This window comes from Actinosynnema sp. CS-041913, assembly GCF_050942485.1.
In the GTDB taxonomy this organism is placed as follows: Bacteria; Actinomycetota; Actinomycetes; order Mycobacteriales; family Pseudonocardiaceae; genus Actinosynnema.
In genome coordinates this window covers 3925756-3939890 of sequence record NZ_CP192037.1, presented here as the reverse complement: position 1 = coordinate 3939890, position 14135 = coordinate 3925756, and the positions used below count along the sequence as shown (strand labels likewise).

The 14135-nt window shown below is 71.7% G+C and carries 15 protein-coding genes; 4 read left to right on the top strand and 11 right to left on the bottom strand.

What is annotated here, in order from left to right:
- Window positions 1-162 precede the first annotated feature (162 nt).
- Complete coding sequence (locus ACQPZF_RS18790; RefSeq protein WP_433273339.1) at window positions 163-630, top strand: MarR family winged helix-turn-helix transcriptional regulator; 468 nt, start codon at window positions 163-165, stop codon at window positions 628-630.
- Window positions 631-709: 79 nt separating this feature from the next.
- Here the strand turns inward: ACQPZF_RS18790 and ACQPZF_RS18785 are convergent, their stop codons facing one another.
- Complete coding sequence (locus ACQPZF_RS18785; RefSeq protein ID WP_433274609.1) at window positions 710-1231, bottom strand: YbhB/YbcL family Raf kinase inhibitor-like protein; 522 nt, start codon at window positions 1229-1231, stop codon at window positions 710-712.
- A 71-nt stretch (window positions 1232-1302) separates the two neighbouring features.
- Between ACQPZF_RS18785 and ACQPZF_RS18780 the strand changes: the two genes are divergently transcribed.
- A complete protein-coding gene (locus ACQPZF_RS18780; protein WP_433274607.1) occupies window positions 1303-1941 on the top strand; it encodes a GntR family transcriptional regulator in 639 nt (212 codons plus the stop codon).
- A 156-nt stretch (window positions 1942-2097) separates the two neighbouring features.
- On the opposite strand, the gene ACQPZF_RS18775 is transcribed toward ACQPZF_RS18780, so the two are convergent.
- The 8 genes from ACQPZF_RS18775 to ACQPZF_RS18740 all read right to left on the bottom strand — a co-directional run bounded on the left by ACQPZF_RS18775 (window position 2098) and on the right by ACQPZF_RS18740 (window position 9952).
- Window positions 2098-3279: an acyl-CoA dehydrogenase family protein gene (locus tag ACQPZF_RS18775; protein ID WP_433273337.1), complete on the bottom strand. Its 1182-nt coding sequence runs from the start codon at window positions 3277-3279 to the stop codon at window positions 2098-2100.
- Window positions 3276-3959: a DUF2786 domain-containing protein gene (locus ACQPZF_RS18770; protein WP_433273335.1), complete on the bottom strand. Its 684-nt coding sequence runs from the start codon at window positions 3957-3959 to the stop codon at window positions 3276-3278. The genes ACQPZF_RS18775 and ACQPZF_RS18770 overlap by 4 nt, the downstream gene beginning before the upstream one ends.
- Window positions 3956-4774 (bottom strand): hypothetical protein, encoded by an 819-nt coding sequence (locus ACQPZF_RS18765; RefSeq protein ID WP_433273333.1) that lies wholly within the window; start codon window positions 4772-4774, stop codon window positions 3956-3958. The genes ACQPZF_RS18770 and ACQPZF_RS18765 overlap by 4 nt, the downstream gene beginning before the upstream one ends.
- Before the next feature lies 1 nt (window position 4775).
- On the bottom strand, window positions 4776-5048 hold the full coding sequence (locus ACQPZF_RS18760; RefSeq protein WP_433273331.1) for an acyl carrier protein: 273 nt from the start codon (window positions 5046-5048) through the stop codon (window positions 4776-4778).
- Complete coding sequence (locus ACQPZF_RS18755; RefSeq protein ID WP_433273329.1) at window positions 5045-6343, bottom strand: type III PLP-dependent enzyme; 1299 nt, start codon at window positions 6341-6343, stop codon at window positions 5045-5047. Before ACQPZF_RS18755 ends, ACQPZF_RS18760 begins: the two co-directional genes overlap by 4 nt.
- Window positions 6333-7694 carry an ATP-grasp domain-containing protein gene (locus ACQPZF_RS18750; protein WP_433273327.1) on the bottom strand — a complete coding sequence of 454 codons (1362 nt, stop codon included), beginning with the start codon at window positions 7692-7694 and terminating at the stop codon, window positions 6333-6335. The genes ACQPZF_RS18755 and ACQPZF_RS18750 overlap by 11 nt, the downstream gene beginning before the upstream one ends.
- 1 nt (window position 7695) lies before the next feature.
- Entirely contained in the window at window positions 7696-8622 is a 927-nt protein-coding gene (locus tag ACQPZF_RS18745) for a 3-oxoacyl-[acyl-carrier-protein] synthase III C-terminal domain-containing protein (RefSeq protein WP_433273325.1), read from the bottom strand.
- A gap of 292 nt (window positions 8623-8914) precedes the next feature.
- The gene (locus ACQPZF_RS18740; protein ID WP_433273323.1) at window positions 8915-9952 is read right to left on the bottom strand and encodes a LysR family transcriptional regulator; all 1038 of its coding nucleotides are present in this window, start codon (window positions 9950-9952) and stop codon (window positions 8915-8917) included.
- Window positions 9953-10341: 389 nt separating this feature from the next.
- On the opposite strand from ACQPZF_RS18740, the gene ACQPZF_RS18735 reads away from it, so the two are divergent.
- On the top strand, window positions 10342-11127 hold the full coding sequence (locus ACQPZF_RS18735; protein WP_433273321.1) for an ABC transporter ATP-binding protein: 786 nt from the start codon (window positions 10342-10344) through the stop codon (window positions 11125-11127).
- The gene (locus ACQPZF_RS18730) at window positions 11127-13556 is read left to right on the top strand and encodes an FtsX-like permease family protein (protein WP_433273319.1); all 2430 of its coding nucleotides are present in this window, start codon (window positions 11127-11129) and stop codon (window positions 13554-13556) included. The genes ACQPZF_RS18735 and ACQPZF_RS18730 overlap by 1 nt, the downstream gene beginning before the upstream one ends.
- Window positions 13557-13662: 106 nt before the next feature.
- Here ACQPZF_RS18730 and ACQPZF_RS18725 read toward each other — a convergent pair whose 3' ends face one another.
- Together ACQPZF_RS18725 and ACQPZF_RS18720 are read right to left on the bottom strand one after the other, a co-directional pair.
- Window positions 13663-13872 carry a hypothetical protein gene (locus ACQPZF_RS18725; RefSeq protein WP_433273317.1) on the bottom strand — a complete coding sequence of 70 codons (210 nt, stop codon included), beginning with the start codon at window positions 13870-13872 and terminating at the stop codon, window positions 13663-13665.
- Between the two features lie 37 nt (window positions 13873-13909).
- Window positions 13910-14053, bottom strand: coding sequence for a hypothetical protein (locus ACQPZF_RS18720; protein ID WP_433273315.1), 144 nt, complete (start codon window positions 14051-14053; stop codon window positions 13910-13912).
- Window positions 14054-14135 lie beyond the last annotated feature (82 nt).

Genomic DNA, 14135 nt, shown 5'->3' with positions numbered 1-14135 from the left:
GGGAACCCCTCGCCCGGCGGGCCTCTTGGGGGATGGCCGGCATCAGCGTTCCGGCGCGGCGCGGGTCGGCCCCGGCGATGGCGTAGGCGAGCACGGTCGAGATCCGTCCGGTGTCACCCCGACTCCACGGCTTGGTCCAGCAGGCCAGCGGTCCGCGCCGCGATGACGCATTTCACCCAGGGCGGCGACACCCTCGCCTTCGAGTCCGCCGCCGCCGTCCGCACGGCCGCCCAAGCCGTCGAACGGTTGCGCGCCAAGGGAGCAGACAGCCGGGGCGGTCTGAGCTCCGGCGCTCTGGACCTGCTGATCCGGCTCAGCGTCGCGGGAGCCGAAGGCGCGAGCATCGGCGACCTGCCGACTTCCGCCCAGGTGAGCGCGCGCAACGCCACCGGCCTGGTGGACACGCTCGAACGCGAGGGCCTGGCGACACGGGCGCCCCACGAGACCGATCGCCGGTCGGTGCGCGCGAAGATCACACCGACCGGCGAGAAGTGGGTGAATGCCTTCCGGCGGCCGTCCGAGGTGGCGATGGGGGCGTTGTTCCGGGGGTTCACCACGGAGGAGCTGACCCTGTTGCGGCACCTGTGCCTCAAGCTCGCCGACAATGTCGAGAGCCTGCCGGGTCACTAGACCGGCGTCCGGCCCTTCGACGCCGTCCCGCCGACCAGAGGTTGTGATCGGCGGGACGGCTCACCCTGTCGGGACGAGGTCAGGCCGGCGTTTCCGCCGTGGCGGTCAGCACGGCCCGACCCAGGATGTGGCCGCTGATGGTGAAGCCGAGGTACGCCGGCGTCGCGTCGGCCGGAACGCCGATGGTGGCGACGTCGAGCGCATGCACGACGAATACGTACCGGTGCGGGCCGTGGCCTGCCGGCGGGGCCGCGCCGATGAAGCGGGCCACGCGAGCATCGTTGGGCAACTGGTAGGCGCCGGCAGGCAGGCCCGAGCCGGTGTCGTCACCGGCGCCCGCAGGCAATTCGGTCACCGTGGCGGGGATGTCGGCCACTGCCCAGTGCCAGAAGCCCGAACCGGTGGGGGCGTCCGGGTCGTAGACGGTGACGGCGTAGCTCTTCGTGCCCGGCGGGGCACCGGACCAGGACAGTTGCGGGGAGATGTCGCTGCCCGCCCGCTGCTCGGCGGCGAGCGGGGCTCCCTCGGTAGTGGACGTGCTGCTGACGGTGAAGCCGGCCGCTTCGGGCAGGCGTGCGAAAGGATCGTTCACAGGATCGATCGTAGCACTAATAATCGATTATCTAGCCGATGGTCTACGATGAAGCCATGAGCGGGGCGGCGGCGAAGCAGATGCTGTCCGGGCGCGTGTACGTCGAGCTGCGCGACGCGATCCTGTGCGGCGACTTCGCACCCGGCGACGCCCTCAAGCCACAGGAGCTGGCGAGCGCGCACGGCGTGAGCCTGGCCGTGGTCCGCGAAGCCCTTGTCCGCCTGGTCGGCGACGGTCTCGCCGACCGGCTGACCAACCGCGGCTTCGCCGTGCCGGCCCAGTCGGACCGGCGCTGGCAGGAGTTGGCCGAGGCACGGAGCATCATCGAACCGGCCACGCTGCGGCTGTCCATCGAGCGCGGCGACCTGGACTGGGAAACCCGCGTGCGCGCGGCACACCACCGCCTGGCCCGCACACCGGCGTACGAGCCCGGAACGGACGGCGTCGTCAGTGCCCAGTGGTCCGAGGCGCACCGCGTCTTCCACCGCACCCTGCTGGAGGGCAGCGGCAATGCCGTGCTGCTGGAAACATTCGACCGCATGTGGCTGGCCGGCGAGCTGACCCGTCGCTGGGCGGCCGACCGCACCCCGGGCCGGGACCACGTCACCGAGCACCGTCACCTGGAAGAAGCCACCCTGGCCCGGGACGCCGACACCGCGGCCGTGCTGCTCGCCCGGCATCTCACGCTGACCGTCGCCGGGCTCGTCGAGCGGGCCTGAGTGGTCGGTTCGGAACGAGTCCGCTTCAACAGACGAACGGCCCGGCATGGTGCCGGGCCGTTCGTCGCCGTACGGGTCATCAGGGTCGACTGAGCCGCGCCGCCGCGACCCGGCCTCGCTCGGGCAGGTCGGAGTCGGGGGCGCGTCAGGTGATTCCTAGCCCGGCACACCCACCCGGAACGGGTCGTCGCGGTCCAGCTTGCCGGTGAACAGACCCTGGAACAGGTTCAGCTTCTGCATGTTCGACGTGCCCTCGATGAACTCCAGCCCCCGCGCGTCACGCACCAGCTTGTCCAGCCTCGGATGGTCGAACCGGGCGCCCACGCCGAAGAAGCCGCACGCCTCGTGAGCCGCGTCCATCGCAAGTTGCGACGCCCTGGCCTTCGCCGCCGAAGCCAGGTACCCGTCGCTCGTCCGAGCGTCTACCGCCCGCGCGGCCAAGTGCACCAGGGCACGTGCGCCCGCGATGCGCCGACCGAGCAGATCGAGCCGGTCCCGTTCGTCACGGCGCAAAGTGGTGCGGTGCTCCTGGACGTACTCGAAAGCCGCCCGCGCGATGCCCAAAGCGATCGCCGCGACACCGGGCCGCAGGAGGTTGAACGTCTGCACGAACGCCCACATCCCCCGCCGCGACGGCGACAGGTGCCGTCCGACGAAACGCGAAGCGGGCACGTGCACGCCGTCCAGGGTGATCGCGCTGATCCGCGCGCCCCGCAACCCGACGGTCTCCAAGGCCTCCGCCTTGAAGCCCTCGGCCGGGGTCTCCACCAGCACCGCGTTGATGCCCAACGGCCCCGAGCCGACCCGCGCGAACACCACGCCGAGCTGCGCCCGGCACGCGTTGCCGACGTACCGCTTCTCCCCCGACAGCACGCCGCCGTCGGCGACCGGCGTCAAGGTCGTGGTCAGCGCGCCGGCGTCCGAGCCCCGGTCGGGTTCGGTCAGCGCGAAGAACGTCCACAGTGGAGCGTCCAGCATCCGGCCGTAGAACCACTCCTTCTGCCCCTCGTCGGCGAGCAGGTCCACCAGCACGCCCGCCAGCAACGGGCCGGGTGAGGCGACCAGCATCCCGACGTCGGCGCAGGCCAGTTCCTCCATGATGATGGCCCGCTCCAACGCCAGCGTGCCGTAGAACCGGTTGCCCGCGATGGGGATCGGCACGTTGCCGTACTCGGGCGGGATGCCCATGGTGGACAGGTAGCGGACCGCGGGCAGGTCGAAGTGGTCGCGGATCAGCTCCGGGTCGCGGTCCAGGGCCAGCCCCAGGCCGCGGAAGTCCGCGCCCCACTCGCGCATCTGGTCGCGCAACGTGACCAGGCGGCCTTCGAGCGCGGTCATGAGTCCGCTCGCACGTACGCTTCGGCCAGCAGTTCCGACACGTGGGCCACCTGGCCGGGACCGCCGGTCAGGTAGCCGCTCGCGCCCAGCAGGTTCACCAGCCACCGGTCCGCCGCCGTGACGCGGGCGTGCAGGTGGGACAGGATGACCTCGGGCAGGCCGCCCGCGTCCGCGCCGGTCAGCACGGCCCGCACTTCCAGGTGTTCGATCAGGCCGTCGGCGACCGTCGACTTCACCATCTGCTGCTGCAAGAGGGTCGTCGAGCCGGTGCGGCGGCCGTTCAGGTAGCGCATGCAGGTTTCCCGCAGGGCTTCGGACAGGCCGAGGCGCAGCCAGACCAGCCCCAGTGCCCAGGACGCCCGCTGCTCCGCGTGCACGTCGGTGCCGCGGTCGCCGATGCCGTGCCGCAGCAGCACGACCGTGCCGCCGGGCAGGTCGATGGAGTCTACTGTGGACTCGCCGGTCGCCGACCGGTCCACCGTCACGCCGTCCAGCCACACCCGGTGCGCGCCGGCGGCGACTTCCTGCGGCACCACGGCGTGTCCACCGGGGCCGCACGGCAGCAGGCCGGGCAGCACCAGCGAGCGCAGCACGGTCAGCGCCGGGGCCAGGCCCTCCTCGCGGGCGGCGCGGTGGCACCGGGACAGCTCGTCGGCGCCCAGCCGGACTGAGGTGGTCACGACGCACCCACCGAGGCCACGCCCAGGTCGCCCGTGACCGGGTCGTGGTCGACCAGCACGACCCGGCCCAGCGAGTCGGCCAGGCCGTCCCACAGCGCTGTGCACGGGTAGCCGGCGCGCGCGGTACGCACGGCGCCGCGGTGGCGCACCAGGTCCGGGTCGATGCCCGCACCCGCGACGACCTCGACCGGCGAGCCGTCGGGGATCAGCGAGTCCAGGGCCGACGCGAGGGCGGCCGGCAGGTCGCGCTCGGCCACGCCCGCCCGGTGCACCAGCGAGAGCGGCGTCGCGCCGGCTTCCAGGAGCAGAGCCACGCCCGCGTCGCCGGCCGGCCGGTCCGCCACGTCGTACGGCAGCGTGGCCTGGTCCGCGATCACGACCAGCGCCCGCCGGTAGCCGTGCCGGGCGGCGTAGTCGCGGGCCAGGCGGATCGCCGCGAACGGCGCGCACGTGCCCACGTCGGACACCGAGAAGGACAGGGGGCTGTTCGGCAGCGCCTCGGACAGGTAGGTCGACGCGGCGAGCCGGCAGTCCAGGTCCGGGGTCGCGTGCGCGATGATGGCCAGCGGCACGGCGTCCAGCGGCTCCAGACGCGCGTGCAGGGCACGCGTCAGCGCGGTGAACGTGGTGCCGCCGGTCAGCAGGTCCGGCCGCAGAGCCACGTCGTGGCCCGCGGTCAGGTCGGTGAAGTGGCGCAGGGAGAACTCGTCGTCCAGCCGCCGGTCCGGGACGCCCGCCGCGCGCACCACCCTGGCCAGACCCAGGGTGGACGCGGGCGCGCCGGACCGGACGGCCGGTGCGGTGGTCCGGTACATGTCAGCGGTCCATCTCCGCCGCGACGAAGTCGGCCAGCGAGCGGACCGTCTCGAAGTGCGCCATCTCCAGGTTGTCGGTGTCGAACTCGACCTCCAGCGCCTCCTCCAACTGCATCAGCAGCTCGAACACGCCGGTCGAGTCGAGGCCCAGTTCGTCGAACAGCCGCGACTGCTCGCTCAGCTCCGGCAGCTCGTAGTCCAGCACCTGGGCCAGGACGCTGGTGATGGCGTCGACGATCCGCTCGCGGGAGGCGACGGCAGTGGATTCGCTCATGATGCGCTTCCTTCGGTGATGGCAGTGGCGGCGAGTTCTGGGAGGTGTTGCCGGCGCAGCAGGTCCTCGGTCTCGTCGCGCGAGCGCACGAGGTGGGCCTGGCCGCCGTGGACGAGCACTTCCGCCGGGTAGCCGTGGCTGAGGAACAGCACCGGGGACGCGGTCGGGCCGTACGCGCCGGAGCGCTCGACGCCGACGAGGTCGCCCGGCCGGACGGGCGGCAGCTCGACCTTCTTGCCCAGCGTGTCGTTGGGCGTGCACAGCGGACCGGTGACGTGCCAGCTCTCCGACGCGGGCTCGTCCAGGCGGTTCAGCACGCGCATGGGGAAGTTCCGCTTCACGAACGACCCGATGCCGACGGCCGCCATGTGGTGGTTGGTGCCGCCGTCCGCGACGGCGAACCGCTCCCCCATCGACTCCTTCACGTACCGGACGCGCACGACGTACGTGCCGCAGGTCGCGGTGAGGTAGCGGCCCAGCTCCATCACCAGCCGGGTGCCGGGGTGCCGGTCGGCGAAGTCGGCCAGGATCGGGTTGACCCGGGCGGCCAGCAGTTCCAGGTCCAAGTCGCGTTCGCCGGCGAAGTACGCCACGCCCAGACCGCCGCCGATGTCCACCAGCTCCAGCGGGATGCCCAGGTGCGTCGACAGCCGGTCGGCCAGCTCGAAGATCCGCTCGGTGTTCTCCGCGACCGCCTCCTCCGACAGGATGCGGGTGCCCATGTAGACCTGCACGCCGAGGAACCGGACGTTCGGGTGCCGGGCCACCAGGTCCGCGGTCTCGAATAGCTGCGGCTCGTCGATGCCGAACTGGCGCGGCTTGCCACCCATGGTCAGGCCGGAGCCCTTGACCGAGAAGCTCGGGTTCACCCGCAGCGCGACGGGCGCGCGCACGCCCCGTTCCCGCGCGAAGCGGTCGATGAGCTCCAGTTCGCCGAACGACTCGCAGACGATCGCGTAGATCTCGTGGTCCAGGCAGGCGCGCAGCTCGTCCTCGCTCTTGCCGGGGCCGAGGAAGATGATGTCGGCCGGGTTCACCCCCGCGCGCAGCGCGGTCACCAGCTCGACCATCGAGGACACCTCCGCCCGCGCGCCGCGCGAGTGCAGCACCGACAGCACGCCGATGTTGGGGTTCGACTTCATCGAGAAGAAGAACTCCAGGCGCGGGTGCAGCAGGGCCTTCAGGTCGTCCACGCGGGACGCCAGCTCGTCGCCGTCGTACAGGTACAGCGGGGTGCCGTACCGCTCGGCGATCTCGGTGATCCCGATGCCCTGGACCTCGAACTCAGCGCTCATGGCCGGTTGCCTCCAATCGGGCGGTGATCTCGTGGTCCACGGCGGCGATCTCGTCGTCGGACGACCCGACGAGCAGCCCGTAGAGGCGGCCGTCGAACGCCGTGCCGGCGCGGTGGCCGGCGTTGACCGTGGCGAAGTTGTTGACCAGCAGGCCGGCGCCGCCGGCCCGGTCGAGCAGCAGGCCGTCCAGCAGGGCGCGGACGTGCGCGAAGCGCAGCCTCTCGGTCAGCCGCACCGGGTAGTGCCGGGCGAGCGCGATCCGGCCGGGGCCGACGAACCGGTCCTGGACGCGGGTCTGGTAGGTGGACATGTTGTTGCGCGCGTTGATCTCGATCACCGGGTACAGCCCGCCGTCGGGGTCGACCATCGCGTCCACGCCGACCACGCCGAAGTAGCCGTCGGCGGCGAGCTTCTTGCCCAGCCGGTGGGCGGTGTCGGTCAGCTCGGCGACCTGCGCCGGCGACAGGCGGGCGGGCATCCGGTGTCCTTTGTGGACACCGCCTTCGGTGTGCAGCTCCTTGACGAAGTCGAACCGCACGTCGCCGTCCCGCCCCACGGTGAACTGGTAGTTGAGGTCCGTGCGCTTGGCGACCCAGTCCTCCACGACGAACGCGACCCGCGGCTGCCCGGACTTGTCGACCGCTTTGGCGATCAGGCCGACCAGGCGGTCCATCCGGCGGTCGCTCTCCAGGACCGCGATGCCCTTGCCGGAGACGCCGAACGCCTCCTTGACCACGACCTTGTGGCCCGCCGCCACCAGCGCGCGGGCCCGGTCGAACGCTTCCCGCAGTTCGTCCACGGTCTCGCAGGCCCAGCCGGCGGGCTGGCGCAGGCCCAGTTCGTCGGCGGCGCGGCGGCTGTAGACCTTGCTGTTGACCGCTTTGCAGGTCGCGGCGTCCGGTGCGGCCAGCGGGAGCCCGGTGCGTTCCGCGAGGGCTTCCTCGACATCGGACACGCCGTGCGCGGTCAGGTGGACGCCCTCGGCGGCCAGCTCGGCCAGCCGCGCGATCAGCGCCGGGTCCGCCAGCGCGTCGGCGGTCACGGTCCGGCGGGGGTCCGAGTCGGCGACCACGTGCACCGTGGGCAGGTCGATGCCCAGTCCGGTCAGGTAGGCCAGGTAGTCCTGGTCCGGTGCGGACTTGAGCACCACGTGGTCGTCGCCGGAGGCCAGCAGGAGGGCGAACTCGTCCATGTGGTTCACGACCGCCGCGCCGCCGTCGGCGGACAGCCGGGGCAGCGTGTGCTCGCCGCGCGCCCAGCGCTCCTCGACCTCGAAGTTGCCCAGGAACGCCAGGGAGCCGTCGGGGTCGCCGAGCAGCGCGGTCTTCAGCCTGCGGGTGAAATCGTCCATGTCAGTGCTCCAGGACCATCGCGGCGAACGTCTGACCGAGGCCGGCGGCCGTCATCAGGTACTTGTCGCCCGGCTTGAGCAGGCCCAGCTCGGTCACCGTCTGGTAGTTGATGAACGGGTCCGCGCAGAAGCAGTGGCCGGTGGCGGACAGGTTGTCCAGGAAGAACCTGTCGTTGGGCAGGCCCAGGTTCTTCGCGGCGACCGTCCAGGACACCCGGTTGACGTTGTGCGGCAGCACGAGGTCCACGTCGGCGACGCCGATGCCCGCTTCCTCGGTGGCCGCGCCGACCACCTCGGCCAGCGCGTCCTGGTAGATCCTGCGGGCGTGCTTGGCGATCTCCGGGGTCAGGTCGATGACGCCGTCGGTGCGGCCGTGGATGCGGCTGGCGTAGCCGCGCACGGTGTCGCGGTCGCCGTCCGGGGCGACCAGGATCGCGGCCATGCCCTCGCCCATGATCGAGGTGTCCTGCACCCACTGCGTGAACGGGGTGAACGTCTTGTCGCCGGCCAGGATCAGGGCCAGCGCGTCCGGGTCGCCGTCGGCCGCGAGCAGGGTGCCCGCGACGTCCATCGCGAGCAGCCCGGTGGCGCAGCCGTGGTCGGCCACCGACAGCGTCTTGGCGTGCCGCAGCCCCAGCGTCTCGCGGACCTCGTGCACCGGGCTCACCGGGTAGGGCGCGGTGGTGCGCATGCCCTTGGCCCGGATCACGTAGCGGACCCGGTCCTCCTGGCCGCGCAGCCCGTCCAGCTTCCCGGCCGCCGCGACCAGCAGCTCGGCCTCGGACAGCGGCGACTGGCAGATCCGGTCCAGGCCGTAGAGCCGGGTGAAGCGGCGCACCTGCTGGTCGTCCAGCCCCAGCGGCTCCTGCAGGTCCGCGACGGCCACCGTCTCCGGGAGGTGACTCGACACCGCCACCAACGCCGTCATGTGCGTCCTCCTCGCTCAGGCCTCGTCCTCGTTGCGGGACAAGGTTCGCGAGGGCCGCTGACACGGGGCTGACAAGGCGCTGACCGGTGGTTTCGCTATAGAAAGAAGATAGAAGCGGCCGGCCCGCCCCGGCCTCGCCGAGACGGCCCCGACCGCCCGCCGCCGGGGCCGGTGGGCGGTGGACGCGGGGCGGGCAGACCGTGCGGCCCGGCGGAGCGTCGGTACGGTCCAGCGGCCGGGCAGGCGGTCAGCGCGGCCCCAGCGGGTCGGTGCGGTCAAGCGGTCGGGTCGGTCAGGTCGCCGCCGTGCGCGGGGTGGGGCCGCCGCCTGGTTGTTCGGCGCCCGAGTCGCGTGGCCACCAGCGGCTGGGGCGGGGGAGGAAGTTCGCCAGTTCCGGGAAGTCCGTGGGGCGTTCGGTCATCCAGTTCCAGTAGCGCGGGATGGTCCGGGCGTACTCGCAGTAGTACCGGCGCAGCGCGTCGATCAACTGGCGCAGGGTGTTCGGGTGGATCGAGCCCGGCCGCCACACCAGGAGCAGCCTGCTGCGCAACGGTTCCGTCACGGCCACCAGGCTCACGTCCTTCGTGGACCCGGTCGGGGTCGCCAGGGCCGCCGCGCCCGCGTCGCGCACCCAGCTCATCGCCTCGGCGTGGCCGCCCGCGTAGTGCAGCACCTCGGGCGTCGGGTGGTCGAGCTTGCGGAACAGGTGCTCCTCCACCGGGTGGAACCAGTGGCCCGGCACGTGCTGCACCCAGCTCAACGACACCATGTGCCTTCGGCTCACCGTAGTCCTGCGCGCGAGCGCGTGGTCGCGCGGCAGGGCCAGCCAGATCGGCTCGCGGACGATGATCTCCTTCGCCAGCGACGGATCGAGGTCCCGCACCCCGTCCACGGCCTCCGGGCTGGGGATCAGCGCGGCGGTCAGCTCGCCCCGGCTCACCGCGTCCACGCCCAGCGCCGGATCCAGCGTCACGGTCTGCACCTCCACCGACGGCAGCGACGACTGCAACGCGCGACGCAGCGTCACCGGGGTCCATTCGGCGTTGCCGATCCGGAGAATTCCGGAGGACAGCGAGGAGGCCTCCGCGACCACCGCGTCGGCCCGGGTCGCGAGATCGGCGAGCATCGGGATTAATCGTTCGCCGAGGGGGGTCGGCGTGATGCCGAAGGCCGAACGCACGAACAGGTCGCCGCCGACCGCCTTCTCGATCCGCCTGAGCTGGGCGGTGAGGCTCGGCTGCGGCAACGACAGCTTCGCCGCCGCCTTGGAGATGCTGCCTGCCTCGGCGAGCGTCATGACCACCCGCGCGTGCCGGATCTCCAGGTGCATGTCTGCCCAACCCCTCCGCGTCGTTACTCGGGGTCCGCCATTCAAACGTCGTGCGGCCTTCGGGCCGGTATTTGCCGCACCTTCCGGGCGGTGCCGGGCGGCCGTTCCAACCTACCTCACCGGCCAGGACGCGCGAGGTGTTTCGGATGTTGCCGACTATTCGTTGAGACCTCAACAGAAATTATGGAAACGGTGGCTAGGATGCCGCGCACCACCTCCCCGATCGTCGGCGACGACGGTGACCGGACCGTTGCGGGACAGCGACTTCCCCCGGCCAACCGGATGGCGGATCGGGGGGTCTGCACCAGTGCCGCGCGTCGGACGGGGTCCGTATGGTCTGCCGCGCGTGCACACAATCGATAGGTCACGTGGGGAGCTGGAACGTGAAAATGTCTCCGAATCAAGGCTCGGACGACGTCGTGCGGTTGCATTCGGTCCGCAAGGTTTACGGCAATGAGCGCAACGGCGTCGTGGCCCTTGACGGAGTCAGCCTCGGCATCGCGCGCGGCACGTTCACGGCGGTGATGGGTCCGTCGGGCTCCGGCAAGAGCACCGCGCTGCACTGCGCGGCGGGCTTGGACCGGCCGACGTCCGGCTCGGTCGTCCTGGACGGACAGGAGATCACCGGCCTGAACGAGCGCCAGCTCACCCAGCTCCGGCGTGAGCGCATCGGCTTCGTCTTCCAGTCGTTCAACCTGCTCCCCGCGCTGACCGTGGTGGAGAACATCCAGCTACCCCTGCGGTTGGCGGGCAGGCGCGCGAAGCGGGCCGAAGTGGACGACGTCATCGCCCGGGTGGGACTGTCCGATCGGAAGCGCCACCGGCCCGGCGAGCTGTCCGGCGGCCAGCAGCAGCGCGTCGCCATCGCCCGCGCCCTGATCACCCAGCCCGCCGTGATCTTCGGCGACGAGCCGACCGGCGCGCTGGACACCCGCACCGCGCTGGAGGTCCTGGCGCTGCTGCGGCAGGCCGTGCGGGACGTCGGCCAGTCCGTCGTGATCGTGACGCACGACCCGGTGGCCGCCGCGCACGCCGACCGGGTGATCTTCCTCGCCGACGGCCGGATCGCCGGTGAACTGGAAGCACCCACCGCGCACGCGGTCAGCGAGCGGATGACCCAGCTCGGCGCGTGGGCCGACGTGCCCGCCGCCGACCTGACGGGCGGGCTGCGCTGATGCTGGGCCTCGCGCTGCGCACACTGCGCTTCCGGATCGGCGGGTTCGCCGCGTCCTTCATCGCCTTGTTCCTGGGCGCCGCGATCGTCATGGCGTGCGGCGGGCTGATGGAGAGCGGCATCCGCAACGCCGTCCCGCCGCAACGGCTCGCCGCCGCGCCGCTGCTGGTGACCGGCGATCCGTCCTACCTGGAGCGGTCGCCGATCGAGGCGTCCCTGGCGGACCGGGCCAAGGTGCCCGGCGTGGCCAAGGTCGTGCCGGACGTCGCGTTCCCGGTGAGCCTGCCGGGCGGCGACGCCACCGGCCACATGTGGTCCGCCGTGGAGCTGACCCCGTACCGGGTGAACCAGGGCCGGGGTCCGCAGGGGCCCGACGAGGTCGTGGTGGACGAGAAGTCCGGCGCGTCCGTGGGCAGCGAGATCACGCTCGGGCTCGCCGGGCGGAGCCGGCCGTACCGCGTGGTCGGTCTGGCGTCGGGACCGGTGGACGCGTCCACCGTGTACTTCGACGACGCCGAGGCGCGCCGCATCTACGCCAAGCCCGGCCGGGTGGACCTGCTCGGCGTGCTGCTGGAGCCCGGCGTCACGGTGGACTCCGTGCGCAAGGCGCTGGAGGGCGCGGTCGGCAGCCAGGACGTGAAGGTGCTGGCGGGCGACGAGCGCGGGCTCGCGGAGTTCCCCGACGCGCAGGGCGGTGGCGAAGGCCTCATCACGCTGTCCGCCGTGTTCGGCGGGTTGGCGATCATGGTGGCGATGTTCGTCGTGGCCGGGACGCTCGGGCTGTCCGTGCAGCAGCGGCACCGGGAGATGGCCCTGTTGCGCGCGATCGGCTCGACACCGGGCCAGTTGCGGCGGCTGGTGCTGGGCGAGACGGCGTTCGTGGCCGTGCTCGCGACGCTGCTCGGGTGGCCGTTGAGCGGGTACCTCGGGCAGTTGCTGCTGACCCAGTTGACCGCGGCCGGGGTCGCGCCGGCGCAGCTCGGGTACCGGCAGGGCTGGATCCCGGTCGCGGCCGGCGCGGGCATCTCGCTGCTCAGCGCGATGGTCGCGGCGTTCGTCGCGGGCCGTGCGGCGTCGGTGACCAAGCCGACGGAGGCGCTGATGGAGGCGAGCCTCCAAAGCCGGTGGTTCTCCGTGCCACGCCTGGTGTTCGCCCTGCTGTGCCTGGGCGGCGGCACCGCGCTGAGCATCATCACGGCACTGGTGATGTCCGGTCCCGTGGCGGCGTCGACGGCCGGTCCCACGGCGATGCTGTGGGCGTCCGGCATCGCGCTGCTCTCCCCCGGCGCGGCGAAGGTCATCATCGCCCTGCTGCGGTGGCCGGTGCGGGCGCTGACCGGGCTCGCCGGGTACCTGGCGGTGCTCAACGCGGGTGCGCGGCGGGTGCGGGTGGCCGGCGCCATCACGCCCGTGATGCTGGCCACCGGCCTGGCAACGGCGTTGATCTACCTCCAGACCACGCAGGCCGGCGGGTCCTCCGGGTTCGCGGACAGCCTGCGCGCCGACGCCGTGCTCACCAGCTCGTCGGGCTCGCTGCCGGCGGAGCTGGTGGCCGAGGTCGACGGGCTGCCCGGGGTGGAGGCCGCGTCGGCGCTCGTGGACACCGAGGCGTTCTTCCCCGACCACGAGGACGGGGATGACGAGATCACCGTGCTCGGGGTGACGCCCGGCGGCGTGACTCAGACTCTCGGCTTGGACGTCACGCAGGGATCGGTCGCGGACCTGCGCGGCGATTCGGTGGCGTTGCCGCAGAAGTGGGCCGAGACGTTGAACGCGGCTGTGGGCGACACGGTGAAGATGCGGCTCGGTGACGGGCAGTCCGTGCAGGCGAAGGTGGTCGCCATCCACACCGGGTCCTACGAGTCCGCGTTGATGCCGGTGGAGTTGGTGGTCGCGCACACCACCGGCGGGCAGGTGACGTGGGTGCTGGTGAAGGGTGGGACGGAGGCGTTGTCCGGACTCACCGCGAAGTACCCGCAGCTCCGGGTGATGGATCCGTCGGAGGCTTCGGCGGGTGGCGGCGGGGGCGAGCAGACCGGGGCCTGGGTCAACTACCTGCTGGTGGGGATGATCCTGGCCTACACCGTGATCTCGTTGGTGAACACCTTGGTGATCGCCACCGGGGAGCGGCGGCGGGAGTTCGCCTTGCAGCGGTTGATCGGGGCTACTCCCGGGCAGATCCTGCGCATGGTGGGCGTGGAGGCGGTGGTGATCTCGGTCGGTGGCATCCTGCTCGGGGCGATCGTGTCGCTGGTTACCCTGATCCCGTTCGCCATGGCCATGGATGGGTCGTTCTGGCCTTCCGGGCCTATCGGGATCTATCTGACTGTCATCGGGGCGGCTACCGGATTGACGTTGCTGTCTACCTTGCTGTCCACGGCTTATGTGTTGCGGACGCCTCCGGTGGAGGCTGCGGCTACGTTGAGTTGAGTCTGGGTACGGCTGCAGGCGGCGTGTTGCGTCTGCAGCCGTCCCGGCGGCTTGCAGAGGTCCGGAGGCCCCTCCTTCTTGGCGCTTTTGGCCTGTCGACCCGGTCCTACAGCGTCACCTCGGTGTTGGTGCGGGCCGACTTGACCAGTGCCTCTCCTACACGAGCGGTGCGCTTGGAGTCGGCCAGGGACACCAGCGGAGTGGTGTGGGTGAGTACGGCCTGGTGGAAGGCGGCCCGCACTACCCGCAGTCCGCCGATCTCGCCTGTGTGCAGCAGCTCGACCACACGTCGCTGTTGCGGGTGGAAGCGGTACATGTACGCCTCCATCACCGTCAGGTCGCCGGCGGCCTGTTCAATGGGACGCCGTGGTCCGGCCGGGGCGGGCGGCGACGGCTGTGACCGTGTTGCCTGGTGTGCGGCGGATCGCGGGCGCCACCTGCGTGCTGATGAACGCCGTCGAGCCGAGCACGCCCCAGCGGAGCCGCAGGTCGGTCACGCTAGTCCTCCTCGCGTCACCGGTCACCCTAACTTCACCGATTCACGCGAGGGTGGATGTGGTGTTCTGGAGCGCGCTCGGC

What these genes read in the sequence shown, in the direction of transcription:
- ACQPZF_RS18790 (WP_433273339.1), top strand. Translation starts at nt 163, where the DNA reads ATGACGCATTTCACCCAGGGCGGCGACACCCTCGCCTTCGAGTCCGCC.
- ACQPZF_RS18780 (WP_433274607.1), top strand. Translation starts at nt 1,303, where the DNA reads ATGCTGTCCGGGCGCGTGTACGTCGAGCTGCGCGACGCGATCCTGTGC.
- ACQPZF_RS18775 (WP_433273337.1), bottom strand. Translation starts at nt 3,279, where the DNA reads ATGACCGCGCTCGAAGGCCGCCTGGTCACGTTGCGCGACCAGATGCGC.
- ACQPZF_RS18765 (WP_433273333.1), bottom strand. Translation starts at nt 4,774, where the DNA reads ATGTACCGGACCACCGCACCGGCCGTCCGGTCCGGCGCGCCCGCGTCC.
- ACQPZF_RS18760 (WP_433273331.1), bottom strand. Translation starts at nt 5,048, where the DNA reads ATGAGCGAATCCACTGCCGTCGCCTCCCGCGAGCGGATCGTCGACGCC.
- ACQPZF_RS18755 (WP_433273329.1), bottom strand. Translation starts at nt 6,343, where the DNA reads ATGAGCGCTGAGTTCGAGGTCCAGGGCATCGGGATCACCGAGATCGCC.
- ACQPZF_RS18750 (WP_433273327.1), bottom strand. Translation starts at nt 7,694, where the DNA reads ATGGACGATTTCACCCGCAGGCTGAAGACCGCGCTGCTCGGCGACCCC.
- ACQPZF_RS18745 (WP_433273325.1), bottom strand. Translation starts at nt 8,622, where the DNA reads ATGACGGCGTTGGTGGCGGTGTCGAGTCACCTCCCGGAGACGGTGGCC.
- ACQPZF_RS18740 (WP_433273323.1), bottom strand. Translation starts at nt 9,952, where the DNA reads ATGCACCTGGAGATCCGGCACGCGCGGGTGGTCATGACGCTCGCCGAG.
- ACQPZF_RS18735 (WP_433273321.1), top strand. Translation starts at nt 10,342, where the DNA reads ATGTCTCCGAATCAAGGCTCGGACGACGTCGTGCGGTTGCATTCGGTC.
- ACQPZF_RS18730 (WP_433273319.1), top strand. Translation starts at nt 11,127, where the DNA reads ATGCTGGGCCTCGCGCTGCGCACACTGCGCTTCCGGATCGGCGGGTTC.
- ACQPZF_RS18725 (WP_433273317.1), bottom strand. Translation starts at nt 13,872, where the DNA reads ATGTACCGCTTCCACCCGCAACAGCGACGTGTGGTCGAGCTGCTGCAC.